The 25,525-nt window shown below is 54.0% G+C and carries 22 protein-coding genes and 1 pseudogene; 3 read left to right on the top strand and 20 right to left on the bottom strand.

Annotated features, from left to right (window positions below):
- Nucleotides 1-4 precede the first annotated feature (4 nt).
- The 17 genes from traC to ACODSU_RS08185 form a co-directional block, all read right to left on the bottom strand.
- Complete coding sequence (gene traC / locus ACODSU_RS08265) at nt 5-2,446, bottom strand: type IV secretion system protein TraC (protein WP_488841535.1); 2,442 nt, start codon at nt 2,444-2,446, stop codon at nt 5-7.
- Nucleotides 2,447-2,474: 28 nt separating this feature from the next.
- Nucleotides 2,475-2,789, bottom strand: a complete 315-nt coding sequence (gene traA, locus ACODSU_RS08260) for a TraA family conjugative transfer protein (RefSeq protein WP_436078793.1) — start codon at nt 2,787-2,789, stop codon at nt 2,475-2,477.
- Between the two features lie 27 nt (nt 2,790-2,816).
- Complete coding sequence (traV, locus tag ACODSU_RS08255; protein WP_488841532.1) at nt 2,817-3,323, bottom strand: type IV conjugative transfer system lipoprotein TraV; 507 nt, start codon at nt 3,321-3,323, stop codon at nt 2,817-2,819.
- A 2-nt stretch (nt 3,324-3,325) separates the two neighbouring features.
- Nucleotides 3,326-4,810, bottom strand: a complete 1,485-nt coding sequence (locus tag ACODSU_RS08250; RefSeq protein ID WP_488841530.1) for a TraB/TrbI/VirB10 family type IV secretion system protein — start codon at nt 4,808-4,810, stop codon at nt 3,326-3,328.
- A complete protein-coding gene (locus ACODSU_RS08245) occupies nt 4,807-5,862 on the bottom strand; it encodes a hypothetical protein (RefSeq protein WP_488841528.1) in 1,056 nt (351 codons plus the stop codon). The genes ACODSU_RS08250 and ACODSU_RS08245 overlap by 4 nt, the downstream gene beginning before the upstream one ends.
- A 5-nt stretch (nt 5,863-5,867) precedes the next feature.
- Nucleotides 5,868-6,653 carry a TraE/TraK family type IV conjugative transfer system protein gene (locus tag ACODSU_RS08240; protein WP_488841526.1) on the bottom strand — a complete coding sequence of 262 codons (786 nt, stop codon included), beginning with the start codon at nt 6,651-6,653 and terminating at the stop codon, nt 5,868-5,870.
- Nucleotides 6,650-6,928: a type IV conjugative transfer system protein TraL gene (gene traL, locus ACODSU_RS08235; protein ID WP_436078788.1), complete on the bottom strand. Its 279-nt coding sequence runs from the start codon at nt 6,926-6,928 to the stop codon at nt 6,650-6,652. Before traL ends, ACODSU_RS08240 begins: the two co-directional genes overlap by 4 nt.
- Nucleotides 6,925-7,548: a hypothetical protein gene (locus ACODSU_RS08230; protein WP_488841523.1), complete on the bottom strand. Its 624-nt coding sequence runs from the start codon at nt 7,546-7,548 to the stop codon at nt 6,925-6,927. The genes traL and ACODSU_RS08230 overlap by 4 nt, the downstream gene beginning before the upstream one ends.
- A 137-nt stretch (nt 7,549-7,685) precedes the next feature.
- Nucleotides 7,686-11,447 (bottom strand): hypothetical protein, encoded by a 3,762-nt coding sequence (locus tag ACODSU_RS08225; RefSeq protein WP_488841521.1) that lies wholly within the window; start codon nt 11,445-11,447, stop codon nt 7,686-7,688.
- A 60-nt stretch (nt 11,448-11,507) separates the two neighbouring features.
- Nucleotides 11,508-11,927: a lytic transglycosylase domain-containing protein gene (locus tag ACODSU_RS08220; RefSeq protein WP_488841519.1), complete on the bottom strand. Its 420-nt coding sequence runs from the start codon at nt 11,925-11,927 to the stop codon at nt 11,508-11,510.
- 138 nt (nt 11,928-12,065) lie between these two features.
- On the bottom strand, nt 12,066-12,794 hold the full coding sequence (locus tag ACODSU_RS08215) for an EAL domain-containing protein (RefSeq protein ID WP_488841517.1): 729 nt from the start codon (nt 12,792-12,794) through the stop codon (nt 12,066-12,068).
- Nucleotides 12,764-13,372 carry an IncC plasmid conjugative DNA transfer DtrJ family protein gene (locus ACODSU_RS08210; RefSeq protein ID WP_488841515.1) on the bottom strand — a complete coding sequence of 203 codons (609 nt, stop codon included), beginning with the start codon at nt 13,370-13,372 and terminating at the stop codon, nt 12,764-12,766. Before ACODSU_RS08210 ends, ACODSU_RS08215 begins: the two co-directional genes overlap by 31 nt.
- Nucleotides 13,373-13,375: 3 nt before the next feature.
- The gene (traD, locus tag ACODSU_RS08205) at nt 13,376-15,190 is read right to left on the bottom strand and encodes a conjugative transfer system coupling protein TraD (RefSeq protein WP_488841514.1); all 1,815 of its coding nucleotides are present in this window, start codon (nt 15,188-15,190) and stop codon (nt 13,376-13,378) included.
- A complete protein-coding gene (locus ACODSU_RS08200) occupies nt 15,187-15,591 on the bottom strand; it encodes a hypothetical protein (RefSeq protein ID WP_488841512.1) in 405 nt (134 codons plus the stop codon). Before ACODSU_RS08200 ends, traD begins: the two co-directional genes overlap by 4 nt.
- A 246-nt stretch (nt 15,592-15,837) precedes the next feature.
- Nucleotides 15,838-16,161 (bottom strand): H-NS histone family protein, encoded by a 324-nt coding sequence (locus ACODSU_RS08195; protein ID WP_488841510.1) that lies wholly within the window; start codon nt 16,159-16,161, stop codon nt 15,838-15,840.
- A gap of 153 nt (nt 16,162-16,314) precedes the next feature.
- Complete coding sequence (locus ACODSU_RS08190) at nt 16,315-17,646, bottom strand: replication initiation protein (RefSeq protein WP_488841508.1); 1,332 nt, start codon at nt 17,644-17,646, stop codon at nt 16,315-16,317.
- Between the two features lie 1,159 nt (nt 17,647-18,805).
- Nucleotides 18,806-19,696, bottom strand: coding sequence for a ParB/RepB/Spo0J family partition protein (locus ACODSU_RS08185; RefSeq protein WP_488841506.1), 891 nt, complete (start codon nt 19,694-19,696; stop codon nt 18,806-18,808).
- Between ACODSU_RS08185 and ACODSU_RS08180 the strand changes: the two are divergent.
- Nucleotides 19,688-19,777 (top strand): annotated as a pseudogene (locus ACODSU_RS08180) (hypothetical protein); the annotation flags it as partial. The gene ACODSU_RS08185 and the pseudogene ACODSU_RS08180 overlap by 9 nt on opposite strands.
- Nucleotides 19,778-19,908: 131 nt before the next feature.
- On the opposite strand, the gene ACODSU_RS08175 reads toward ACODSU_RS08180, so the two are convergent.
- Both ACODSU_RS08175 and ACODSU_RS08170 read right to left on the bottom strand, forming a co-directional pair.
- The gene (locus tag ACODSU_RS08175; protein WP_488841504.1) at nt 19,909-20,610 is read right to left on the bottom strand and encodes an AAA family ATPase; all 702 of its coding nucleotides are present in this window, start codon (nt 20,608-20,610) and stop codon (nt 19,909-19,911) included.
- Between the two features lie 547 nt (nt 20,611-21,157).
- Nucleotides 21,158-21,409 (bottom strand): hypothetical protein, encoded by a 252-nt coding sequence (locus ACODSU_RS08170; RefSeq protein ID WP_488841502.1) that lies wholly within the window; start codon nt 21,407-21,409, stop codon nt 21,158-21,160.
- A 1,355-nt stretch (nt 21,410-22,764) separates the two neighbouring features.
- On the opposite strand from ACODSU_RS08170, the gene ACODSU_RS08165 reads away from it, so the two are divergent.
- A complete protein-coding gene (locus ACODSU_RS08165) occupies nt 22,765-23,550 on the top strand; it encodes a DNA translocase FtsK (protein ID WP_488841500.1) in 786 nt (261 codons plus the stop codon).
- A gap of 654 nt (nt 23,551-24,204) precedes the next feature.
- Nucleotides 24,205-24,714 (top strand): hypothetical protein, encoded by a 510-nt coding sequence (locus ACODSU_RS08160; protein WP_488841498.1) that lies wholly within the window; start codon nt 24,205-24,207, stop codon nt 24,712-24,714.
- Nucleotides 24,715-24,735: 21 nt separating this feature from the next.
- On the opposite strand, the gene ACODSU_RS08155 is transcribed toward ACODSU_RS08160, so the two are convergent.
- Nucleotides 24,736-25,518, bottom strand: coding sequence for a hypothetical protein (locus ACODSU_RS08155; RefSeq protein WP_488841496.1), 783 nt, complete (start codon nt 25,516-25,518; stop codon nt 24,736-24,738).
- Nucleotides 25,519-25,525: the final 7 nt, after the last annotated feature.

Below are 25,525 nucleotides of genomic sequence, written 5' to 3'. Positions count from 1 at the left end.
TTCATTAGCCGTATGTGGCGATGTAGTTCTCGATGGCCCTTACTGGATCAACCCCCTTTTCAATTGAGTTGATAACCTCGGTTCGTTCTGTGCCACTGGTAGAGAAGAGAACCTGGGTGAAGCGGTCCACCACCAATCTGGCCAAGCCCATGCCCTGGTCGGTGTACATGAGGACTTCGCTGAATTTCCCCGGTTGTGAATGAACGGTACCGAGCAGATAGAACCCGTACTCGCCGAGAGCGAGATACTCGTTTTTCTTGACCTGCTGGATGGTTTCGCCGTTTTGACGCAGAATGAATTTGAAAGCCGAGTTCGCTGCGATTGCGATACCAGATGGCGACGAATACAGGTCGGCGATCGATTGGGTCACAACAATCGCGGACCCGCCGTACTTACGGAAGCGACGGTAGGCGTCTTCCATGAAACGGGCGATGATCGGGTCATTCAACAGATCCCAGGCTTCATCAATGATGAGGATCTTGGGACGCCCATCATTGGAGAGATACATTTCCCGCTGGATAGACGAGATCAACTGCATCAGCACGAGCTGCTGCAGTACACGCTTTCCTTTCAGCTCCTCCAACTCAAGCACCACAAGATCTTGATCCAGATCGATGTTGCACTTTCCGTCGAACCAGTAGCCTTCAGAGCCGTCGCGGGTAAACTGAAACAGCATTGATCCCAAGTCGCTGATCCGAGTGTCTTGTTGAGCCAGCAGGTAGGTGGCCACGTCGGTTATGGTTGTCGCCTTTCCCTTGGTGCTCCACACGGCCTTGATCGCTTCTTCAAGACGTGAACGATGCCAGTCTTCGAGACCGTCAATGGGGGCGGCCATTTTTTCAATCAAAGACTTAATCAGCCCAATCTCCTCGTCGATGTCTTCGATTCGAGAGAATGGATTCAAGCTGATCCCGGACATCGAGCCGAACTCGATAAACGACCCACTCAGCATCTTTGCCAGCTTGAGATACGAGCGGCCCACATCAATCACCCAGACCTTGGCCCCGATCGATAGGTAGTCCGCAATCATGGCCTGTGTGAAGAAGGACTTGCCCGATCCAGCAGCTGCGAAAACAACCCCGTTGTAGTTCGTTGGGCTGTCGTAAAGATCCAGGCTCATGACCTGTCCACGGCGGCTTTGGAGCAGCATGGCGTGACCTGTCCCAGGCTTCCCAGTAGAAGTACCCTTCCACTCACCGAGCATCGGAGCAAACGTCATCGCTTGCTCAACTGCCAGCGTCTTGAATCTGAACGTGTTCTTGATCGACTCTGCTGTCGGGAACAATGGAAAGGCGTTCCAGAAGGTCGGCAGCATCACGCGCTTTTCTTCGCCCATGCTGAAGTCAAAGGACTGCATGTACGTCTTGAGTGCAGCGATCTGACGCACGCTTTCTTCACGGTCTTTGCTGTAGACGCTGATGCTGAAGCAGGACTCCACCACCGTTGCGCCCTGCTCCACTGCGTTGACAAGCACATCAAGGCCCTGCTTCTTGAAAAGCAGCTTTGGAACAAACCGGAGCAGCGGACCAAACGCTTGGTAGTTTGTGAAAGCAGACTTCTGCTTCACCGAAGAGCGCTTTGCGTATTGCTCTGGGTAGTGCAGGGTCAGGTTGATGTGGTAAGGAAGCTTGATCTGGTTGTTGGCGCCCAGAGGATCGCCAAGCATGTAGGCCATGAGAGACAAATCATTGCCTTTTGGCCATCGGCCTACCGACAGCATCTGTGCGTAGGTATCGTCATTGAAGACGAGCCGGTCAACTTCTACGTCGATGCTCTCCCCAGGAACAAATACCTGCTCCTTGAGCAATTGGTCCTCGCGGATTTCATCGGTCTTTGGAGCATTGAATGGATGAGTCAGGCGGTACGCCAACGTGACGTACTGAGCAGCCGTCATGCGACTCATAAACAGCCCGACTACCTGCAGCGACTCCGCGAGCTTGGCCCCAGATTCGGCAACCAGGTCCATGTCCTTTTCTGTGGGCGTCATTCCACTGAATGGGATCTTCAGTGCGACAAAAACTTTTCGGTCAAGCATCTTCACCCCGATCGTTGGGATGTTTGAGACAGACCTTGAATGAGAAATGAAATCTGCGCGTCGTTCGGCGTAGGCCTCGATAACATTACGCGTGGCTGGATTGGTCAGCCGATTAATACCCTGCTTCCGCCGATCACGGTATGCGGCGACCTGGCGGTCAATATCAGGCATCCCGATCAGCGATACCTGGACAAAGCTTCCTTCTGGAAGCGATAGCGAAAATGCTCCCTTGAGCATTTCCGCTGTCGTGTCGTCAGCGCCGTTCACTGGATCACCCCAGTAGCACACACCCAGATACCCATCATCGAGGAAGAAGATCCCCGTTTCTGGGTCATAGGAGTTCACCGGAAGGAACCCGTCCGGGTTGATGCGCTGTGCCGCCCTGCGGATGTTGTCGTGAACTACTGACATTCGATTTCTCCCCCTGTTGCTCGATGTCTTAGATCGGGTTGACGATGGCTACGCCAGACGACACAACACCATCGATGACACCAGGGCCGAAGCCAGCGGTCAGAGCCATAGCGATGCCGACAACGGCGGCAATCACCGATTGCTTGATCACGCCAACGCCCAGACCAACCAGCAGCGCAGACACGCCGAGGACTTTGCCCAGCGTGCCGTTCGCCCAGCCGGTGAGCTGGTCGTAGACCTGCGTGAATTCCGTGCCACCTGCACCTGCCATCGCCTGCAGGGGCAAAGTGATGGCGATGGCCAGCAGCAAGGCGGTTTCGATTTTTTTCGAGGAGTGGTTCATATCCAATTTCCTATGAGTTGATGAGAGTTAGCGAGGGAGAAACTGGGGAGGGAGGCCCTGATGGCGGACCTCTTGTTCACCCACAGCCCAGCGGCGTGGTGTGACTTCGGAATAGACGTAACCCGACCAATTGAGGTTGTCCTGTTGATCGATGTAAGGAGCGATCCAGATGCGCATGACCTGGCTGGCTTCGCGCAACGGCTGAGGCGCTGGCGCACCGCCCATGAGCATTTGCGCGGAAGGTTCCGCGACAGCCAAATCCATGCGGAGTTCTTCACGGGCATCCGCTTTTTTGTCGCGCTTGGCGTCGGCGTTCTTTCCCCCGTTGAGCTTCCATGACTCCGGTGTCCGGCCGTTCTTCACTGAGGCGGGGGCGTGGTTTGTTTGCGAATACACCTCAAGGGGTGTCGGGCAGTCGCTGTTGTCACACGCAAAGTCCGAGTTCTTGGCAGTGTTGAGCGAAGAGCAACCGCCCAGTGCGAGGGAGGCCGCGCTAACGGCAATCATCAAAGCGGAGCGGAAAATTGAGGTCATAGTCATTGCCAGCCAATGCCGTTTTCGAATGTGGGTTTCTTTGCGTTTGCGACGCCATTGGCGATTCCGGCAGCTGAGTGCTGTGCCATGCCAAGTGCTGTGGCTGCGGGGGATTGAGGCGCACGAGATTCCTGATGGAGTTCCTCGTGGTCGCGACGGGCGTTGTTCCCGCGTTGCTTTTCGTTGGGGTCAACGAACTTCTGCAGATTCGTCGAACCCTTCAGTGGAAGGTTCGTACCGCGCGTAACGATGATCGTCGCCACTTCACCAGCTGGAATCTCCACAACTGGGAAAGTCTCTTTGGCCATGTCCAGGTAGAACTTCGCGATCATGTTTGTCGAAGACGAAATTCCTCCGGCCAACCCCGACTGTCCGATCGAGGACAACGATTCCGACTGGTAGATGTTTTCGCCTTCTGTCGGGTTGATGTTGAGCGAAGGGACGCGGGAACGCGTCAATGCTTGGCCAACCCCGCCGAGCGCCCCGGCAATCAGCGTCTGGGCAATCATCTGGCCCTGCTTGCTTACCAACCGGCCTTGAATGCCCACTTTTCCATCTGAGCCAACGATGTAAGCATCGAGCTTGTTCTCGATCACCTGGCCATCAGAACGGACGCAAGAGAGGCTTTCAGCACGCGCCATCGCCCGCTCGCTCGCCAGCTGGCCATATCCTGCTGCCATGAGAAAACACTCACGCACGTCTATCGCTGCGAAGTTGGGCAGAAGCGCTTCGCGCTTTACGCGGATGACAATGGGTGTCGGGTTTTTCTGGGCGACAGCTGAAGTTGGCGCATCCAACCCGTTGAGGAGAACCCCTGTAAACATCGAACCCGCAGGAATGAACGCTCCTTCGGGAGCCTTCGGGCTCTTGGCAACTACTTCAGTCTTCTTGGCAACTTCAGCTACCTGAGTCGAGTTCAACTCACCACGTGATGTCACCACGCGGATACGACTCGCTCCAGCAGACTCAGGCTGAGCAGAGTTAGCTGCGCTGGTGTTTGCTGCTGGCATCGCAGGTTGCACAGGTGACGACGGAGCTTCTGAATTACCCGTCACCGCAGTTGGGGCCGAAGGCGGTGGTGGTGGCAGTGATGGAGGTCGAGATGTGGGCGCTTCGAAGACGCTTGTTTGTGGCGTCAATGATGGAATTTCCAGCGCGCTATCGACCCCACCGATCTCGTCGTCCTTGTTCGCTTCCTTCTTCGATGCGGGCGGGCTCTCGCCCCACTTCTTGAGCTTGGACTCAAGGGCCTCTTGCCCCTTCTGAAGTGCAGCGAGCTGGCTGGACATGCCTTCCACACCGGTAGTGCGGGCTGGCGAAACGACGGTCACTTCGGGCTTTTCAGCTCGGGGAGTTTTCCGAGATTTCTTATCGCCCATGGACGTGATTGCCACGCTCACGCCAAGTACAAGGACACCTGCTCCCACGAGCATGATGGTGCGCTTGTGATTAGGCTGCAGGTTGTTAAAGCTGTCGGCGATGCTCATTGGGCCTCCACACCAAAGCTGGCAGCGGCCTTAGGCTTGTCTGCAAGTAGGAATACATAGCTGTCTTCACCTGGCGCCAGTGACAGACGCGGGAAGAAGCTGACTGCCTTCACCCCTTTACGGAAGAAGGCTGTCTCAAGGAGATCCATGCGATCGCTGCTCGTGTTGCGAATCTTGTAGCGGTAGATGTCAACGACAGAGCCTGCGAAGGAGACTTCTGGGACCACTTCGAGGGTCCCCATGCGGGCGACCCCGCCCTCCAGCGGTACAGGCGAGAAGCCGGTAATGCGACCGCGAACAGCTTGTGTCAGCAGGGAGCGAACGAAGCTTGTGTAGTCATTAGCACGCGGAGTCATCACCTCCGACTCAGCTTCAGATGGCGCTGCCGCGAGGTTTTGGACCGTGCGTAGGTCTTCCAGCTTGACGATCAGGTTTTGGCCCGGAATGTCATGGGCCGGGATAATCGTCAGGCTGATCGTTTGCTGGGTGTTCGCTTCATCGGCTATGAAAAGGCCAATGGGCTTGTCGCCAGCTGGCGTGTAGTAGATGTCGCTGCCCACGACCTTGTAGTCCGATGCGCTGGTGTCGATCACCATCGGGGACTTGAAGGGAGTGGCTATCCGGTTGAGCAAACGACCGGACAGACGGACGATTTCGTTGACACCGTTCCGGGTGTGCAGAACGAATGGCTTCAGCGAAGGATCGTCCTTTTTCAACCCAGGAAGATTGATCTCCTTTTGGATTGGGTCCAGGGCCTCGCCACCGGCCTTTTGCGCTTCACCAATCAGCTTGGTGATGTCGCTCGTGGGTTTGCCCAGAGGTCCTGCTGGAAGCGTGACTGGTGCTGCCGTTCTGACAGCTTTGCTCGATCCCGTGCCTGCTCGCTCTACAAATCGGCCAGATCCTTGACCCTGCGCCAGTTCGCCCGCTGAGGCTTGAACAGCTGAGATGGTCGGCTGTGATACGCCTTTGGGCGCCTCATCGGCCGCAAACGCTCCCCACGCAAAGCCGATGGCAATGGCAAGAGCTGAGATTTTTTTAACCAACGCCATGTGCCTTACTCCTTCTTTTCCTGGGCGCTTGCAGGCGCCACGGCGTCCGCAGCGGGTACGCCTACGGGCTCACCGGCACCTGTCTTTTCGGTGTTCATGACCTCAAAATCAGAGGCTGATGGAGCGATCACTTGTGCCTTTTGCGTCTTCCATCGATCGGGCAATGCGTGATCGGGGATAGGCAAACCGTCGCGACCGTTCTTTTGGACCCACCAAGTGACTGAGCGAGGCACGTTGCCTTCGTAACTGGTGAAGTGCGTGACGTAGGGACGACCTTCGCGTATGGAGGTGCCGACCTCGTAGGTGACATGCTTCTGATACTTCTGCGAGCCCGCCGTCGAGGTGATGATCGTTCCGGTGATGAATACGCGCGTCGTTTCTGCCTCGTACTGCACAGAGGCTGGAAGAAAGCTGATGACAGATCCAGAGGACTTAAAAACTGGGTCCTCGATCACGGCCAGAAGCTGCCGCCGAAAGTCGTTGTAGATGCCAGGGTCCATGAACACCCCGACCGAATCGAGCACAACAGCCGATGACTTGGGTTGAATGTTTCCAACCAACGTCGCCATGTACAGACCAAAGCTCTTGAGGTATTCCTTGTCTGCGGAGGCCCATGCGATCTGCGCACGCTTATCCAGATTCGGCGGAACCAACACAACTCGCTCACGCAAGTTAGAAACCGTGATCAACGCGTAGACGACTCCAAGGGCCAGAATCACGTTGGATACAAGCGAGACGATGGTCATCGCCTGCAGCTGCTTCATGTTGCGAAGCATGTCCAAAAACTTCATTTCACTGCCTCTCGGATAGCGCCATTGGGGAACCTTTTGTTCATTCCCATAAGGCCGCTCCACCAGGCCATGTGGAATAGAACGCCAGGCATGTTGTTGGTCTTGAAGCGACCAAATGCCTTCACGAACACGACGGTCAATACGATGCCCATCAGGAGCTGGTCCCACATGAACATCACGATGAAGATCGTGAGCGCGGGGAAAAACTCATCCACTTCCCAGAAGAAGAACTGGAGCTGGTCATCCACGTAGTCAGGGATCGGACGCTCTTTCACTTTCCAATCCTCACCATGACGATTGCGTTTGTGCGCTGCTCGTACTTGCTGCCGCCAAGGACTACGTTGGCTGTGTTCAGCCCCCGTTCTTTAAGCTTCGCTGATAGCGATCTCCATGCGCTTGTCATTTCCGTTTCACTCGATTCGCTCATTCGTCCAGAATTGAGAAATTCGACGTAATAGCGATTCGCATTGTTTCCATTGAATCGCTGCAATGACAATTGACCTTCAATCGAAAGAGCATCCCCAACCACATTGAATTGATGGACCTCTACTAGACTCGATGTGTTTTTTGACGCTTGCCCAAAAAGTCCATCAATGGGACCCCCTGCGAGACGCTCAGATGAGCGCTGCAATTTGCTTTTGCCCAGGTCAACGCCCGCGACCCAACGAACCCGCTCGTCAGGGCCAAGCACGTTGTTCTCTTTGGTGGAAAGGACGAATTCACGGCCCTGAGAGGGGCCTACAGCATTTCCGACCGTCTCAACCTGGCGCTCTACCCAGGTCACGTGCGGTACCGGCTGCTCTACGTCGATGAACCTCGGGGCGCACCCGGAGTTCATTACTCCAATAGCCAAAATGGCTATGAATTTCACGATCCCCGATTTCATTTCTTGCATTGCTTTTTGGTTAAGCCGATGCAGGAACTATAGGGTCCGAACCCATGAAAAAGGGCGTTAAAAAACGCCCGATTTCGCTCCATCTCAGGGGAAGTTCTGGCCTATCAAAATTGATAGGCCAGTTGCCCCAGTTCAGGTTAATTTATTTGCACTGGGTAGGTGCTAACTGCACCCAGGTCAGTCTCAATGGTCAGCGTCAATTCGCGGAGACGGCTGTTGTTGATCCAGTCCTTTGTGACCAAGAAGGACTTGGATGTCGCCTTCTGCTCCACGCCATCGAGTTTGTAGTTCCAGGTGAGGGATTTGATGTACCCAACGGCCACGGTGCAGAGTGGCGTGATGAGCACACCGCTGGTTGTCGTGCTCTGTTTGATGTCACACGCAGGAGCCGGCGCTGCCGACACGGGAACCGTCATTGCCTGTTCACCGTAGTTACCCGCTTTGGTAATGGTTCGGATGACCACTTCATAGCTGCCAGGGTCCGCGAACGACACGTAGTTGCCCGAGCCGGTGAACTCCCCAACCTTCGCCCCATTGATAAGTATCTCGTTGCGCAGGAAAGAATCACCACGAGGCATTTCGTTGATCTTGAGGCTCACGTAGTAGGTTCCAGGTGCGTAATAAGCGGCCCCGTACTTCGACACGATCGAAGCTTGCGTCTTGACGCTCGCTGCCGGAAGAATGGTGAACTCATCAGACATGACATTCACTACGTTGCCTCGCGTGTCAGCCACTTGCACTGCGATCTGGTAAGTACCGTGTCTGGAAATGGTCAACGTGCCTGCAGTGTCTGCACCCGACGATCTTGTCACGTCCTGCGGAAGTGCCCATGTGTATGTCAACGGCTCGCCATTGAGTGACTTCAGATCGAAGTCAGGCGCTTCGACGAAGAACTTCACTTGGGCTGGAACGTCGAGCAGGGTTGGCTGCAGGCGAATTCTCCAGTTCGTTGGCCAGGTGTAGGTCCAGGCCTTGAACCCCAGAGTAGCCACAGTCGTCTCTTCAGGATACCCCTCCACGTAGGTGTAGTAGCTGAGGGTTGTATCCCCGGTGCGAGGCGTGAAGCTCAACTCAGTCCCATCAACGCGCGTTCCATCAGGAAGCATCCAGTAGCCGAGAACCTTGTAGGCCTTGTTGGAGCCAGTAGGAACAACGTCATTGATAGTGGCCTTGTAGCTGTACGTTTTACCCGCTTCCAGGTAAGTGGGGCCAGTGATAGAAGCTCTGGCGGCGAGAGGGTTGACAGCCTTCACGCCGACCGTTTTCGTAACGACCGCTGCAGGGTTGTCTGGCGCATTCGCAGAGCGCCCTGAAACTTCAATCACATAATTCTTCAATTCAGTTGGCGTAAAGCTGAACGTCTTTCCGTTGTCCGAACTGACTTCTGTGAATCCGCCTGCGGTGACCATTTTCCAGGTGAATGCTGCATCGAACCCCTCGTCGGCTTGTACCTCAAGAGTCACAGGACGGTTTACCTGCACTACTCCCGGTGCCTTGATGCTGAACGATGGCACCGAGAAAGCTTGCAACGAAATAGGCTCAGTAACGTACTCGGCGCCAGAGAACTTGTTGGTCAAGACAGCGCGGTAGCTTGCCTTCCCAACGTCAGCAAGAGTCGCCGTGTAATTCACACCAACGTACTCCGTTGCCTCGTTACGCATCACGCGCTCCCAAGAACCGTCATCTTTCATGCGCTCCCAAGATACGGCCTTGACAGAGCTGAGCATCTTGCTGTTCTTGAGGTTGGCATTGATGGTTTGCACAAATGGTGCCTTGCCACTCAAGGAACGAGCGGACAGCGAGGCCTCGATCGTGTCACCGACAGCAGTGACCAATGCCCTACTCTTACTCACGACAGAGCTGTTGGACACGAGACCTGTTCCGTCCACCATCTTGGCTTCAGCAACAATGATGCGTGTACCGGCACTCAGCCGACCAAGGTTGATGCTGAAGGTGCCGTCTGCACCAACTGCAACAGGCGTTCCCATAGGGGTCTCACTTTTTTCTTCGCGTATGAACACCTGCCAGGCGCCCATGCCAGCCGGGTCAAACACCAGCGACTGGCCCTTGGAAAGACCTAGTTGACCAGAAATAACCGTGTCTGCCTTATCGTGAGATGCAAACGCCTTTTCGAGATCCACAATGGGGGTCAGCGGAACCCCAATGAACTCCATCTCTTCGGTAGTTTTGAACTCTGGAGCCTTTTGGTACCACGACTCAACCTTGACCTTGTATTTGCTCCACGGCTCGTCTGCTTGCATCTGCAGTGCGACATTGCTGTCGGCGATTGAGCTGTACACCTCTTTGACGTTTTCGGCACCTGGGTAGGTGATCCTTGTCATGATTTCTCGATAGCCGCCTTTCACGTTCATCACGCCCAAAGTGCGTGGCTGAGCGCGATCTACAGTTGCAAAAAACTTGCCCGGGTATTGCGCGGCGTTCTTGGAGTAGATACCGTCAAGGAGCCTATCGTTCTTGAACGCCAACTGGATTGGTGCTGGCGTCGTCCCGGTTATCGAAATTGGCTTGCTGCCTGTCTTCGCAGGGTAGAACGCCGTCTTTCGCGTTGCAGGGTCTGTGTATACGACACCTGGCGTGTAGTCGAACACATTGGGGCCAACCACGGGAACCGAACCGCGCAGCGCATTTGCCGCGTATGGGTTGTACTTGAGGCCATCTGGAAGATCCCCGAACTTAATGGCGCAGTTGACCCCTGATGTTTGGGACAACATGTATTCTGGCCGCACCATTGAGAGTGTCTGGCACGTGTCCGTTGATCCGCCTTCCAGTTTCGCTGAGACATCAAGATCTTCCACCTTGATCGCAGCGGTTGCCTTTGATGCCGAGACCGTGATCTTCGAATCCGGATTCCACCGGTTTGAAACGAGGTTGATATTGGGGGCGTCTGGAAGGTTTACCCAGAGTTTTACCGTCTGCTGCTGCTCAACATCTCCGTCGTCCCGGATCGCGAGTGGATAGACGCCCGCAACACTTTGCTGGCGCGGCAGATCAATGGCTTTGCCTGTTTCAAGCGGCTCTCCGTTCAGCTTTGTGTTTGCCCCCTGCACTTCATCCACCACAACCGGCACCGTTGCCAAGTCGAGCGCCCTGTTGTTCAACGGGTTCGTTGGAGACATACGGGTGGTGACCCCAGGGAAGTCCTCAACAATTGGAAGAGAAACGGGCACTGTCAGAACCGGACGCTTGTACACAAAGTCCACCGTCTTCAGCAGCGGCCCTGAAACACTCGGCAACGCCGCCTGCACCTGATACGCACCATCTCGCAAAGCAGGATAGCCAGTGGCAGGGATCACGCCATTGCTTGCTTTACCCATGCTCAACGGCACGGATGAACCGTCAGACTTGATCAATCGGAATGGGCTGTCTCCACTGCCGATATTGAACGCTGCTCGCTCATTCGCCGACTCGATGGGGAGTTTCGTAAGGCCAGTGAGTTTCATGTTTACTTTCACTTCCTGGACCGTGTATCGGCCGGGGGGAAGTGATGCCATGAAAACCTGAGCAATGAAACCGGAGTTCACCATCTCATACTGCGACGCAGTAATCGTTCCCGTGATGGATGCTGCGACGACATCTGGCCGAGCCTCGGAACGTTGAATGGGGAGCTTGTAGGTCGCAAGAGTGTCCTCATTCCGGACAAGAACGTAGGCTCCGCCGCCCTCAACAAATCGATCTCCAGATGACATATCGAATGCGTAACCACGTATGGTCAGAATCCCAGCAGTGGGTACCGTTGCATTCGGGTCCTGGCAAACGTTGATGTCATTCACCAAACACGCACCAGACACCAGTGCTGCTTGCGCAAGGCCAAAGTGGGTCATGCCGTAAGCCAAGAGGATGGCGAATGGAACATGCTTGAGCGACGTGACTGATTTCATAGTTGGCTCCCGCTTGGGATCGATCGTGAAGGGGGATTTCGAAGGTTTGAACTGAGCGCTTCAGTTCTTTGCCTTCTTCTTGAGCGCGTTCTCAATTTTTCTCGCGTACACGTCCTGCTTGGAGGGGGTGACCGCGTTGTAAGCTCCTACGGCCTGCCATGTCAGGCCGTAGCGCGCGATGTTGTGCGCCAATACCCATGCACCGATGTTTGTGTTGATGCATGGATCGGCTAGTTTTGCTTCATCGATCCCGTACTTGGCCAGCGTAGGCAACCAACTGCTGTTGATCTGCATATGCCCGATGTCAGTCGAACCGTTGGTATTCGTGTTGCGCGCATTGGGGTTGCCATTCGACTCGACCTTCGAAATGGCTCTCAGCAGCTCAACGGGGACTTTGTAGCGCTCAGCGGCTTCATCGAAGCAAGCCGCGTTGGCCAGGTGTGCGACGATTGTGAGGGCAAGAAATAACCAGACTTTCATCCCTCCGATGCTAGGGACTCGCCTTCAAAAAAGACCCGCGAAAAACGACACCACCGGCAGCATTTCGTTTTTTTGAACCAGGCCCCCTATGCGATGGAACGGGCCGCTGGGGCTTCTACAAGCTCGAATGGCCTCGTCCTATGCAGCCTTGCGCATTGACTCCATGCTCGCAAAAAAGGCAATTCCAGGAGGCGTCAGAGCTACGGGAATTTCAGAACCGGCTCGGACATCGCACCAGTAACCCTGCAGTTCATCGACGCCCAGGTCTTTTGCCTGCGCAGCCTGTTCATGAGATTCGATTCGCTCAATCACAAGGGTTGAGTCGGTCCACTCTTTGAGCCTGTCAATCCGCCCAGATCTTTCGACCTTGATGATCTCCGGCCGCATTGTCCGGATTGCATCCATTTCTAGTGGCGTACCTGTTACATCGTCGAGAGCAATCGATCCACCGTATCGACGAATGGCTTCAACCATCAGGTGGACCTTATGAAGAACCCTCTCATCAGACAATAGCTGATGACGCTCCACAAGCTCTACCACTACGCCTGGGCACATTGTTCCAGCCATGGCATCCATCCACCTGGTGTCAATGAGTGAGCTGATCTCGACATTGCAATGGATCCGCCAGCCTGCTCCATACTCGCGCGCAAGAATTGCCGCGTTTTCGACCGCCTTGATGTCCACATCCAGCATTGCCTGCGTGTCCCCATAGCGCAAAGCTTTCCGGTGGAGCAGCTCCAATCCTTTGACCTTGTAGCCACGCCCCGCTTCGACAATGGGTTGGGCGCGGAAGTTGGCTGACACCACCTGGATAGCAGTGATGCTCCTGTTCACCCTTACATCCGCTTCTGCATATTCGATATCCATAGCCACCCCGCAATCCCTATAGAGACATAGATGAGTGGCGCAATCAACATGGTGATGTGCCACGGAATGAAGATCCAAAGGATCAGGACTCCCACCGCCCCTTTCATCATGTCGATGCCGTACTTGTGCATCACAGGGCTTTGTGAAGAGAACATTGCTTTGCGCTTCTCGCGCTGATAGTGGCCATCCATGTACATGGCGAGAAGGAGCGGTATCGCGAACACTCCCCACATCAGCATGAATCCGCCTCGGTAGAAGACCACGTGGCACCAGATAAGCGCCGCATGAAGGCGTTGCGCCACCCACCCGTCAATCTTGGTGTTGCCGCTGATCTGCATCATGTCGAGTGAGCTAGAAGCCTCGTTGTTCGCCCACTGCAGAAGGTGAACGATCTTCATCATGATCCACAGGTCAGTTTCTTGGCCAAGCCAAGACTTGATCTGTTCCTGTTCCTTTAGGCGGACCATCTGGAAGATTTCAACTGGAATGAAAGCTAATGCAGCCATCCCGCCAAAGATGACAATCACCAATGCGATGGATGCGAAGGAGTGCTTGTTCTCCTTTTGACTTGTGGCCATGCTCTACTCCTCGACCTGCAGGATGCTCAAGCGACCTTTGATGGTTTTGCCACCCGATAGCCTTGCGAAATAGTGCAATGGAGCAAGTTCGCTCAGCACCCCAGCAGGGATCAAATCCGCCTCTTCAAGAGTTGCCGCTTCTTGATAACTCGCGCTGTATGCGTCATGCACGTTCGCATCGATGCCATGCCCGTACTTGACTGACATGGTTCTAGCTTTGATTTTCGGAATGCCGTCCGAGATGTACTTCTGCGTTTCCGCATCCAGCACCCGCAGCGTGATCTTGTTGTTAGTGTTGGCGAGCACCTGGCGAGCCTTGTTCTCATCACCAAGACGAGCGGCGAAGTCAGCGAATGTCTGTGTAGCGATGAACATTCTGAAGCCCGCGCCACCGGCCTTGTTCAACAGCTGAATCGTCGGTCCGTTGATTACTTCTGCCGCTTCGTCCACGAAGATGTTGACCACCTTCTTGGACTTGATTCCATAGTTGTAGAGGTCACCCGCGACGGCTGTCATGTCCGCAAGGAACATCGATCCGATTGCGCTGCCAACTGTGGCATCCGCCAAGCTATCCAATCCGAGGTAGCAAACCTGGTCGTTTCTGATGATCCGTGCGAAGTCGGTTACCTTTTTCTCATGGCCCATCTCGAAGTCTGGTGAGAGAAGGTCCTTCAATGGATCGCTGGTCAACATCGACAGAATTGGGATCAGCGATGCCACCATCTTCCCGAAGTGGTCACGATCGTGGTGAAAGGTCGATATAAGGCCGCCCAGGTCCACGTTCGGATGCTCGTGGATGACAACCTCTTCATAGAAGCTGATATAGGCCTTGACTGGCTCCTTTGAGAATTTCTTCACATAGGGGGCCGACTTTGCCTCCCAGTCTGGAACATTGCGTCGGAAGTGCTCACGAAGCGCTTTCAGCAGCAGCTCGTCAGGTCCACCTTCGATGTAGCGACGCAGCTCAATCAGGTTCGGCCGTTTGCCTGTTGCGATCAGACCACCCACGATATCGTTGATGACCTTCCACCCGAAAGCTGTAAAAGGGTCAGCACCAGTTTCAGAGGGGATCAGTGCTGCAACACGGCTCGCAAGCTCTGTCTTTCTGTTCCAGTTTCTGAGCGGGTCAATGCTTGTCGATTTCTCGGGGTGCGCCGGATGGAAGTAGACAAATCGTTCCGACTGTCCCAGGACCTCGCATACGCGCTTCGCATTTGCTGCAAGCCCATGGTCGCCCTTTGGGTCGATGATGATTACGGGCTCACCTCGTGCAATCGCCTGACCAATCAGCAAGTCGAAGCAACGTGTTTTCCCCACCCGAGTTGTGCCCGTAATGAGAGTGTGACCGTCGAGCATGCTCATATCGATGAGCACGTCCTGTTCTTTGCCTAGACCATGCAACCAATAGGCACCGTCTTTGGCCGTGGCCTCTCGACCCAGTTGTGCAGCGACTCCACCACCCAACAATGAGTGCATGGTGTTCGCTTCGATATCGGTCCATTGGAAACCTTGGCCTAGCCAAAGCTCATTGGTTTTGGCCGCATTCTTCGCTTTGGAGATCAGCTCTTCAACCGTGATGAACGACTTTGTTGTGTTGGTGGCCCGTGCCTTCACATCACGTCGTTTGTAGGCCTTGGCACCACGGTACGCTCCCGCTACGGCACACGTGCCAGCAGCAACTGCCGCGAATGTCGTGGGCAGGGGTAGAAAAGCACCAGTTGCTGCGCAGCCAATTGCTGCGCCAATCCAGCCCATGGCCTGTGGAGCCTCGTAGATTGGCCGCCACGGGTTGTCGAAGTCGAAGATTTCTTGCTTCATGCCCCACCCTGCAGGTAACCAGCGACCTTCGTTGTCTCGATACTTCGGACACGGAAAATCAATTCAGCCTGCTTCTTCACTGCCGCAATGACACTTGGAACCTGGCAGTCGCCATTCGATTCATCAGGTGATGGTTCTTGGGCGATTTTTTGAATGAGAAGCTTTTTCGCTCGTTCGTAAGGAATGAGGGGTACCGACACCATCACGTGGCGCAGCTTTTGACCAGCAAATCGGTCCGACCTGCTGTTCCAGTTGTTCACGCATTTCGTTGGGAAGCGTGTCGCGAACATACGCAGCTCGGAATTCTGCAGCTCGCACACAATCACATAGCCGCCTTGCTCTGGGCTCGCGTCAGGAACGCTCAACTCAATTTCATCTGGCGGACCTTCGTACAGCCACACATCGTTCTCCAGTGCTCTCATTCCTCTGGAGAATATCAACCGGGCTCAAAAAAACCCCCTCGAAAAACAGCACCTTCGGGCGTGTTTCGAAATGGGGTTCTCCTAGCTTCGTTGCAGCGATTGACCGCGTGTCCTGGGACCCTCTCAAATCCCCGTTTATCCGACTTGTGTCACATTGCGACTGCATCAGCTGCCATCATTGTGATGGCCATAAAAAAAGGCGCCATTGCGGCGCCATCTAATTGATCACTTGTTGATCAGGTATTTATCAAGGCTTTCGCCCTTCGCTTCGACCTCTCGGACCCAATCGGGCTTCCGTCCAGATCCTCCACCCCAGGTCTGTCCGTTAGGACCACGATATCGTGGCTCACGTTTTTGCCGACCATTCGCCTTAGTGTGAGTCTTCGTGATTCCAGGAAAGAGGTCTTCAGGCCTCAATTCATGAGTTTTGATCTGCTCTTTGATGTCTGCAATGATCGCTGCGACTTCTTGCTGGCGTACTTCCTGAGCTTGCTTAAAAAGCGATTCGGCTTCGGCTAGCAACTCCTTCGATGACTTTTTTTCTGTCATTGCGCTTTCCATGGATGTCAATGAATCATTGCATTGTAACCATTCAATGATGTTAAACGTCAGGTCAATTTCCCATCAGCTTGACAAGACCAGATGGTCCATTCGATTGGTGTACCTGTTCATTGATTCGGGTTCAAGCATACGCAAGTCAGATCAAGACGACTTCCCTCCGAAGAGCAGGTTGTTTGCGTACTCCAAAAGTTGCTCAGGTGTCAGAGGTCCCCAAGTCTTGTGCGCTAGCCATCGATAGAACGTCGCGGTAGCAGCTTTTCCATGGGCCTTGCCCTTTCCAATTTTGATTTTCAAAGTGGCAAGCTCCTGTTGGGCGTTGTACTCGTCCACCATCATCTGCTGCTCGGAGGGATCCAACTCGTGAAAGTATCCTTCCGCCTCTTTGTCTCGCTGTGCCAGGCAGGCCTCTTGGAGGCGGCTTTGATCTGGTGCTGAGGTCTTCTTAGCTGCTGGTTTCGTAACGGCCTTCGCTTGAGACTGGCCCTCAACAATCGCCCATTTTTCTGCCAGCGCTCGGCGCAGGTAAGCGGCCGGATTGTCGAGCTTGTCCAAGTTCTTGGCTTCGATGCGTTTCCGCGTGTACTCGATAGCCGCTGCTATCTCGTTATGGCTGTTTGTCTTCGCTAGTTTTGTAGCCTCTGTCTGCGGGATACCGAGCGCGACCATTGCCGCTGTATCGGCGAGTTCGTCCGGCGTACTGAATTCCTCGACGGGGGGGGTCTCAGGCCGAATGATTAGGAAGTAGAGGCCGACTACCTTTCTGCCCTTTGTTGTTTCCTGTAGCTCGATTTTTAGCTCTACCACTGTGTTGACTTCAGCAATTGCCGGCTTCAACACCTTGTCTTTGAAGACCTTGTATTGCTTGTATGACTTGGCATCGGCAGATGTCCCCATGATCATGTCCCTAAAGGTCTCCCATGGGACTTCAGGTGTTTTGGGCAACCGTTGATACCGTATGCAGAACTCGTACAGGCCTATTGACGTGCCACGTCTGAACTGGCGAATGATTCTTTGGTCGATCAGTGCGTATATCTCTGGGCTCAGCACCTTTTCCTGAACCTGCTTGCTGATCTGATACCGAATCAGCCCGGACGTGATCTCAACCTCTGGGAACAACACCGATGCTTTCCACAAGGTGCGGCGCTGCACTTCGGCCATGATGTCCCACTCGAAAACCATCGTCATCAGATCGCGTGCAGATGACGTCAGGTAGTCGCGATTGTTCGAGTCGAATCCAATGCTCTCGGACATCTCGACGATTGGAAGTGACCACCACCCCTCTTTGTCTGGTTTGGACTCCACAGCGTTCTTGAGCCATGCGTTGAGCAGCTTACGGTGCATCAACGACATGGGGGCACGCGGCTTGCTGTGCAGAACCTCTACGGCCTTCTTGTAGGGTTCAGGTACTTCAGGGAGTCTGAAGAGCTGGATCTGTCCTTCAGTTGGTTGAGTGACCTTTGATTGGCGTGCCATGGAAGGGCATTCTATGGTCTAAAGCTAGCGTCGATCAATAGACCATAGCCTGGTTTTTCTGATTTTGGGATTTCTATACAAAATGACGCTACCGGTGCTTTCCTTCTTTAAGAAACACTTTCGTGTTTAATACATTTAGGAGCGTGAAAGCTAAGGCTGATGCGGGTTTGCGGCCGATTTGGGCTACAGCTATGGGATTGTTGGTCCCCATTCATGGGCGTTAAGGGCTGTGGATATGGGATTTAGGTCACCACGAATGGGACTTTTGGTCTGTGGATATGGGAAATCGCTTCTTCCCATATCCACAGACCATAGTAAGGGCTGTGGATATGGGATGTTTCTTTGAGATGGCCATATCGTTAAGGGCTACATCTCTGGGATGCTGGGTTTTTCAGCAATTTTCATCACTATGGTCTAAGTTTTTGGGAGTCTTCCTTCGCTCTGACTCTCTATGGTCTATGTTTCTGGGTCTCATGAGTGGCCTCTTTTTACAGTCGTCCTGAAGGTCTATCTTCATGGGACTGCTCGCCTAAGCGCTTTGATCTCTTGATCCTCTAGACGCAACGCCCTCCTCCGTCCATTTCTGAAGCGCCCCTTGTTCTTGGTGTGGCCTACCAAGGGCTATGGTTATGGGACGTTTCAGCCTTTCTCTATGGTCTACGTTTCTGGGTGACTCATTCACTTAGACCCAGGGGCGCCTATGGTCACCATTTGTGGGATAGTTTCTTCCACGAGAGGTACTTGGCCTTGCTAAAGGTCACCGTCTATGGGACCTTTTTTCTCGCAATGGCCTTGCGTACCTTGGTCACCGGCCGTTTTCATGCCTCTAGTCATCTATGGTCTATGTCTATGGGACCGAAAGTTGGTTTTTTGACCCATTTGGACCTGCCGATGGGTGACCTACTCCCATGACTGGTGACCATATGCGACCTCATAGGTCTTTTTTCAGACCCAGTTTTTCCCCACCAAAGTGGTATGCCGGTCCCATACGTGGTGACTTTTGATGCCCAATGTAAGTGCTTGCTTTCATTGTGATCATTGATAGCCCGTGATGAGCACGCTCGGTACTGTTATGGGCTAAGGTTGTGGGAGCTGTGGTGAGCGGGGGAGGAAGGCGTGGCAACCCCTGCCCTGCCCTTCCTACTGGTTGTCTCGGGGCCTATCGATGCTCAGTTGTGAACCGCTCGATGAGAGCTTGAAACTCACGTTGCAACAGCGGCAGCTTCTCTTCTTCGACGCCCTTTAGGGATAGGTCGATCTGACCTCGCTTGGCGAAAACTTTGATATGTCCCTTGTACGAACCATACGCAATAGGCTGCTGCATGCTGCGTTCACGATGCTGCCGTTCGTTTGAGACACGTGACTTCACCAAGTCTTGGACCTGTTTTTTGGTCAAGTCTTTGGTCTTGATCTCCTCAATGAGCTGGACGGCCAGATCGATTTGTTCGGTGGTCGGATCTTCATCCTTCGGGAAGATTTCGCTGATCGCGTACAGCACTGTGAGTTGGCTTGTAATGGCGCTCTCTGACATCCGCTCAAGGATATGCCTGGGCATTCTTGCAATTCGCAGATAGACAGACACTTGGGCTTCGGCCATTCGCCCCTTCCCATTGAGGTCAGGCACCTTCTCAATCAGCTCTCGTGAGCTACCTACTGCCCCCGAGTCAAGCAGGAGGCGTAAGCTGAGCGCATGGTCGATCACTGATGGCTGTGATCGTTGGTCGTTGTATCGGCGAGCACGCAGATAGAGGTCCAGGTCACCCTGCGGCGCTTCTTCGAACTTAACGTCCAGGAAACCAACCCCAGATATTTTTGCTGACCGGTAACGTGTTCCACCGTCAATGAGAACTACGCGTTCACCTCTCACGAAGCCGTGAGCTGCATCATCTTGGCCATCGACAAGTGTCTGTGCGATCTTGTCGATTTCCTCCGATCTATAGATTTGTCGCGGCCCGACAGGGTTTAGGTCAATCAAGTGGAATGGAACGCTGATCACTGCACCCGGAACGCACTTCGAAATGTCGAAGGCTTCTTGGGCTGAATGGTGCACTGGCTTCTGCGTTGTCAGAGTGGCTTGAGACACTGCTGGCGTTGTGTCGGCGACAGGCTGTTCTGGAGACAAGCCAGTCGGAATGCGAGTTATCGTTTCTGCTGCAAGTGCGAATCGATCCTGTGCGGTTGCGGCGGATCTTGCGAAATGTCGATTCATGGCAGCTTGAGGGTCAAGCTTGATTTTGGGCTGTGTTGCCATGGTGTTACTCCTTATTTGGCCTTCTTTTTCTTAGGCAAACCAAGAAGAGCTGATATCTCATCGGCTACCGATTCCAGTTCAGCTATTGCCTCATTTGACTTGGGCATTGAGTGGGCCGTAACGCCGTACAGCATTGACCTGGTGAATGAGAGACGGTCGGCTAGTGAGGTCTTCAGCGCTGGGAATTCTGGATAGGCGTCATTCACTGCAAGCCTCTCCAGTGCGAGGCGCTCATCCGTTCGTGCCTTTCGATAGGCCGTAGCTAGCACTCGTACTGGGAAGTCGAAGCCAGCTTGGCGTCTTGCTTTTTTTGCAAGCTCGAAGGCATCGTGCAAGGCATCCGTGTCTGCTGGGCCTAGCTTCGTCGGAATGATGGCGAGGTCACTGACCAATAGCGATGCCCATGTACCCGGTTGATCAACAGCTGGAGCGCAATCAATGAAAATTAGCTCGTATTTTTCCGCTAATTTCCCAAGTTCAGTCGCTATGTTTCCCTTGTACATATGACCCGACCACAAACTGGCCGGGAACTGACCTTCTTCTCCCGCGCTAACCCATTTCGATGCCGAATTTTGTTTATCGAGGTCTGCCACAAGAACGTCATAGCCGCGATGACCAAACGTTCCAGCAATCTGACAGGTGGTAGTGGTTTTTCCTGCGCCACCCTTCTGATTGAAGATAGTGATGATTTTCGCTGTTTGCTTTTCAGTCATAGATCCTCCTGCTCTTAATTATTTTCGATTGCACCAATACTGTCAATCATTTACTAAAAATTCAATCTATACAGCTATGCCCTGACTCTTTAACCGGTCAAAGATATTTCACCCTGTAACCATCCTTTCATCAGCTTAGAGGTTGCTGGTCCTCCCACTCGTCGCTCAGGGGGGGCTTCTTCTTCGGGGCCAGGCTTTAACCGGTTAAAGCCCCGCACTCTCAGCCTCGGCTGGCGATCGCACAGGAGCAGGGGTAGATTCGGCGGCACCTAAGGTGAGTCTTATTGCGCAGCGAGCCGCCTCACCGGCAACCGGTGATCTCGGTTGTGTAAAGCATTTCCAGGTTTCCGCGCCGAACGTTGGCCCAAACCTTTAACTGGTTAAAGGTCCGGGAGGTGGCGTATGTGCGCCTCTGTGACTGTGTAAATCGATCTGTTCTGCGCTAAGAGCCGTGCGGCGATTGGGCTTCTAGGTTGCGGGCGTCCGCACGATTGGTGGTCGTTGCATGTGTGAATGAATGAGGAACGCGCTCCCGATCTTTAACCGGTTAAAGAATTTCGGGGTGAGTTGTGCTGACTGGTGTCTTGCCATGGCATGAGTCATCTTGTCTGGAGGACTTGTTGTCTGGTTTGGTCGAGGTGCAGTGGGTAGCTCCGACCTGGGGCGGATGCGTTGGGGACAACTGGTTAACCAAGGTATGCCCCATTGCCAGCGCATCAAAGAACATATGCTGGGCCTCGATATCAAACCAATCGTCCAGCTCTATATGCATAGCCAGCTCCTGTTCGGCAATGCGCATGTCCTGAACTGGTTGGGCTCCGTTTCTTTGACCGGTTAAAGAAATTTCTACGTTTGGATTTTGTGTTGTGGGGGGTGTCGCTCGATGGGTGGCGTGTGCCTTGTCCTTGGTCTTGAGACGTGATCAAGCGAAGCTCGTCAATCAACTTGTCTCACGCTCTGCAATCTAAGCCCGGAATGGCGGGTTGCATTGCTTGCGTGGATTCAGAGGGTCGATGGGTGTGGCGGGGCGGGGCATTCTTTAACCGGTTAAAGAATTTACGTGACAAGAGGTGGAAGTGGGGCTGGAAGAAGCGACAAATTGGGCGAGCGAAAACCTCTAAGGTGCTGGCCACCGGCGAGGCTTGTCTTTGGTGGTCGTACTCAAGATGGGTCGGTGCCGAGGAGATTGCGCCCAGGTTGGGTATCAGTCCTCGAACAAATCACCAAGCTTTGTTGGTGGTGCAATAGATGCGCTAGAGGTGCACTGGTGGTGCACTGGTGGTGCACTGGCGGTACACAGGGTTGTGCTGTTTGGGGGGTAGGGCTGATTCCCGGTACACATTCCCTAGTGGAAGTTTTCTGGCGGTTTGCTAGCAGTTCACTAGCGGTTCACTGATGGTGGTTAAGCTGTCTATAGCCATTCATTGGCTATAACTTCAAGGGCTTGGCCTTTCACTATCGACAGCATGTGCGGCAAACCTCGTAGTGCTTCATCCCAGTGAACTGCCCGATCGGGGCGATGCGCGAGGCGTTTGATGTAGGGGCGTGTGACATCCCATCGTTCCGCAAGGTCGCGTGGATTCCATCCTTTGCGATGTGCCTCTGCAATGAATTCTGCCGGTGACATCTGCTTCGGCGACGGAACCTGGGACAAGGAGGAACCATCTTTGGACGACAAGTAGGGGAGGGCGTGAATGGCATCCTCCCACTTTGGTGGCCTCTGTTCGCTCCGGCAGACCCTGTTTAGGTATGTCTCAGAAACCGACCATCGCTCTGCAATTTCCCTGAACGACCATCCTCTGCGATGAACCTCCGCTCTAAATTCTGAGGGGGAGGGCCGCTCGCTAGTAAGTGCTCTCTTTGCGATCGCCGGGGACTTTGCTGGTTGGGCCACTTGAGTTTCTTGTGTGTAAAACGTACTGGTCGAGAAAGAAGTTCCAGCACTACAGAACGGATGAACGAGGGCTGAAACTATGTACTGACTATAGTTCTTTCATTTCTCACGTTTCACCTGAGCGCAACCCTCATACATTGCGAACTGAGGATGTAACGAGTTCTCCTTTTTTTGGGTTTCAGTGCAAATTTGCATTGCTGAAACCCGGTTGCGTGCCTAAACTCACATCCGTTTTTCTGTGTTGATGTATGGGATCGACAATGGCTGCAGTACCACTAAAGGCCAATGCCGGGGTCAAAGATGATTTGATGCTGGCACATGCGGATGTGGATGTCCCAAAACTTGTGCCAAGTAGGGCTGGAGTCATCCAGGCTGAGATTGATGCTGTTCTCGAACATGGTGGAAGAGCCGAGTCTTTCCCGGCCGAGCAAACCATTGAAGTGAAAGCGCTTGGGAAGAGGGTGCTCATCCAGGACGCAGATATGGAATGGGCTCCCCCTCGCAAGCATGCCAGTGACTTGTATGCGTCTTTGTCAGCCGTTGTCAAAACGCTGGATACCGCTACGCGAAGGCAACTGGCTGAGATTGAGAATTTGCCAATTGCGGCTCGCAAGGGGCGAAAGATTGAACTTGATGCCGCGACCTTTCTGGAACTGTTCAACGCTCATGTGGCTGCAACAGAGTTCCGCGCCACCAAGAACAAAAAAGCTGCTCAAGCGAAAGCTGCGAAGTCTCAGCAGCAGCTCGATATAGAGATTCCAGGTGATGGCAGAGCTGGAGAGCCCGAGCCCCTCAAGCCCACGCGATCAGTAGTGACTGACGTGGCCAGGCAATACATAGGCGCTCCGAGCAACGATCCGTTGCTGGTACAGGCCAAGTCGCTTGTCATCGAGGACCAGAGGGCTTCCCTCTCGTATCTGCAACGCAAGCTGCGCATTGGATACAACCGCGCAGCAGCCATCATCGAAGAACTGCATAGAGTGGGCGTGATATCAAACCCCAACGAACAAGGCGTCAGGTCAGTTCTTGCGCAAGCGCAAGCGTGAGCGAGTCGGGGCCTAAGCCTGGCTGTCAAACCCTACTGGGGGCTTTGATTGCGGGGCTGACCATGTTTGGTCCCAAATAGGCAACTCTTCTGTCTCGTGCAGGTATACCCCCAGTAGGGTTTGCGTGGCTGTGGTCGTGACAAGAGACTGCAGGCATGAACTCCATCCGATTCACACGCATTGCAAGCTGCATCTGGAGTGCCATCACGAGTTTTCTCGTCTTGGCACTCGTGCTTGGCTTCATCATGGTCATGTCGGCCCAGTACATGGAACGGGAGACAGAGTTTTCGCTGTCTTTGATAAACGGACTGAGCTACAGATCAAAGCCTACTGCGAAGCCCAATCCCGCGCTACCGGCTAATTTTGCAAGTAGCAAGAGAGGGGGGGACGGCCTGGAAAGCCGATCTTCTGCTGAACCAGCTAGCAAAGGTCACCCACCCCAGAAGCTGAGGCCATCGCAGTGATGGGCATTTGAGCGCGGCGATCGTTCTTTGGGAAGGGCGTTGCACCTGGTATTGGGATGTGAAGCCAGAATGAGGCGCCGCATTCGGCACATCAGATTCGCGCACCGTCATGCTTGAATTTCATGCGATGTTCTCGCCGGTAAACTGGTTGTCCCATGCGCTGAGCCGATGCTGATCCTCAAAGTACAAAATGAAATTTCCTAGACTCAACGGTTGGCTACGCATGTATGTCGTGGCAGCTGCCTTGTGGATCTCGTACACCACGTACAACTTCGTGGCCCTTCTACCGCCCCAGCTGGATACCTCAACGGTGGAGTCCCGCGCTTTGCTCAGTGCCACGGCTGAGATTGAGGATGCGCGCCGCAAACCTTCGGCAGAAGCAAGGTACGAGGCATCAGACCCGATTTGCGAATCTGCTTACATGGGAGCCGGCATCAACAAGAACGAGTGCATGGAGTTCATGATCGGCCCTACCACCCTGAGTCCCTCGGCGGTGGCGCTCATGGAGTTGCGCATCGCATCAGCAACCAAGAGTGACCGAATCAAGCGCGTGCGCCAAGCGGCCGACGAACGCTTTAGTGCAACTTTCACCGAGCTTCTTCCCGACTATCTGGCTCGCACTCTCACCGTTCCCTTGGTTGTCTTCCTGCTAGGGCACTCGGTCGCTTGGGTGCGACGAGGATTTCAGAACGGAAAGTAGCAACCGTTCTGTCTTGAAGGGTCACATCAGTTCGAATGGCGATAGAACTCCAGCTAAATGTTCCGGGCGGCGGCTATCAACGACCAGCCACAGCATGGGTCCCACTTGCACTGGTGATCGACGCAGTACGTCTTTAATCTGCATATCCGTCGTGAGTAAGGAGCTGTCCTGAATCGGAATCAATTCCATGCCGCTGTCATGTGCGGTTTCAATTGACTGACAGAGGCGTGTCTTTCTTTCGTTATTGCTCCCGCTCAGGTGCTTGGCGAGCCCCAGTTCTGACACAAGACACCAGGTGGCGCCCAGTCTCACAGGCAAGAAAGAAAACGAGTGCGTAAGCATGAGCTGGCGCGCGTACGCCACTGTTTGCCAGGACTCAACGGTGATGGGGGCGGTAACCATCAGGTTGCCTACTGTTCGTGGTACGTCGGCCATTAGTGCTTCCTCCAGTCCGATGCACAGCTCGATTGCTGCCTGGGTTGCGTGCCTTGCATAGGCCCCGGTATGCATCGCGTCATTGCGAGCGGCAAGAACTATCCCGTACAGAGCGGCGAAGGGCTTGAATTGAGAAGGCTCCAATGCGGCTAGATCCGTGAGGACTAGCGACTTCGCCGCATAGGCAGCGATTGGATCTAAGTATTTCCCCAGCGCTTCCTGTTTACCGTGAACTCTCAGACCCAGAGATTCAAGCGCAAAACAGATGGCTCCGAACCCTTCGGCATCAGCAAGTGCCGTATATCTCGCCTCGCGTAGGCGATCTCTGAAGAAGATCCGTTCGCGGGTTTCAAGTTTGCTGATGGCCAAAACGATG

It is taken from the genome of Acidovorax sp. FG48, from assembly GCF_057809085.1.
This window is presented reverse-complemented; position numbering and strand designations above follow the sequence as displayed.